We start from the raw sequence: 1,685 nt of genomic DNA, 5'->3' as shown, positions 1-1,685 counted from the left end.
TTCTTCAACGTCCGCGCCGCATCACCACCCGTCGCATCGGCCACGGTCTGCTGCGTGATCTGCCCGTCGAAGTTGTAGACCGTCGTCGTCACCGGCGTATGCACCGCGCCGGTCACCCGGTTCGTCGTCGCCGGATCGGTCTGCTGAGTGATCCGGCCCAGCTTGTCGTAGACGACCTTGGTGACGAGCCCGGCCGGATATCCGCCCGACACCTCGGTCTTGGTGATGACTCGGCCCAGCCCGTCATAGGCCAGCTTGGTGATCAACCCGGCCGGGTCGGTCACCTGCGCGACGTCACCGTTGGTGAAGTAGGTCGTGGTCTGCACCTGACCACCGGGTGATGTGACCCGCCACGGCAGCCCAGCCGGAGCGAACCCGCCGTTCGCCGCGGCGATCGTGGTGCCGTCGGTGTACTCGGTAGACGCGACCCGACCTATGGCGTCGGTGGTTTTGATCTTGTTGCCCAGCGCGTCGTACTCGAACTTCGTCAGATACGTGTTGTCCGTCGCGCTGGCCGATCGGCCGTCGCGGAGTTCGGTGATCTGATCATTGCGTAGGTCGCCGGGTGACGTCGCGTTCAGGTAGTACGAGTAGTAGACCGTCGAGCACTTGCCTGCCGACCGGTCCTGGCAGGTCTGCTCCGAGATCGTGTTACCCCGCGCGTCGTACTCGCTCGTGGTCACGTTGCCGTTCGGGTCGGTCACCGTACGCAGATAACCGTCCTTGTAGCCGTAGGTGGTCTGCCGCTGCTGGGAACCGTCGGTCCAGATCTCCGCGACCTGCCGGTTGCCGTTCTCGACGTCGTACAGGTAGGTCGTAGTGGCGTTCGTCGGATCGGTCACCACGATCTTCTTCGCCAACGCCGCGCCGGCCGCGTCCGCCGACGCGTTCTTGCTTGCCGCCACCTGGTCCGCGATCTGCGCCGCCGTCAGCTGCGACTTGTAGAACGCGAACTCCCCGATCGAACCCGGAAAGTAGCCGGCGTTGTCACCGTCGTACCCGGTCCAGCTCGCCGACCATTTGCCCGCGCCCAGGTAGGCGTACGTCGCGGTGGTGGCGACCAGGGCCGCGTTGCGCGTCCCGACCAGCGTGCCGTCCAGGTACAGCGACTGGCTGGTGCTGCTGGCCGACAACGCCACGTGGTGCCACTTTCCGTCGGCCACCGACGCCGAGGTCGTCAGCACGTTCGCGGCACTCCCCGTCCAGAAACCGCCGCGTAGCTTGCCGTCCGTGCCCACATACAGCGCCGGGGTCCAATAGCCGCTCACGCTCAGATCGCCACTCATAGGCATGCTTTGGTACGCATAAAGCACGCCACCCGCAGTGGACCCCGACGGCATGGTGAACCACATCGAGACGGAGTTCGGCCCCGTCGTCGGCACGTCCGTAGCCGGTAGTTCTACATAGGAGGAAGTTCCGTTGAACTTGCCCGCCGTCGCGTCGGTGAACGGGCCGGGCGAGCCGAGGGTCACCGTGTTGTAGGTGCCGATCCCGCCGTTGACCTCGTTGACCGCCTCGGTCACCCCGGACTCGTTCATCCGCAGATAGTCGGCCGGACCACCCGAGAGCACGGACGCGGCGTACACCTGGGACGAACCGGCCACCGCCGACGGGCTGATCTTCCACGTCCCGTTGTGCTCGTCGATCACCTGCGTCACGATCCCGCTGACCGGGTCATAGGTGAT

1 protein-coding gene is annotated in these 1,685 nt (G+C 65.6%); it reads right to left on the bottom strand.

What is annotated here, in order from left to right:
- Nucleotides 1-1,685: LamG-like jellyroll fold domain-containing protein (locus AB0M47_RS42690; protein ID WP_363424756.1), on the bottom strand; the 1,685-nt coding region annotated here is incomplete at both ends.

Source organism: Hamadaea sp. NPDC051192 (assembly GCF_040682475.1).
Taxonomy (GTDB): domain Bacteria; phylum Actinomycetota; class Actinomycetes; order Mycobacteriales; family Micromonosporaceae; genus Hamadaea; species Hamadaea flava.
This window is presented reverse-complemented; position numbering and strand designations above follow the sequence as displayed.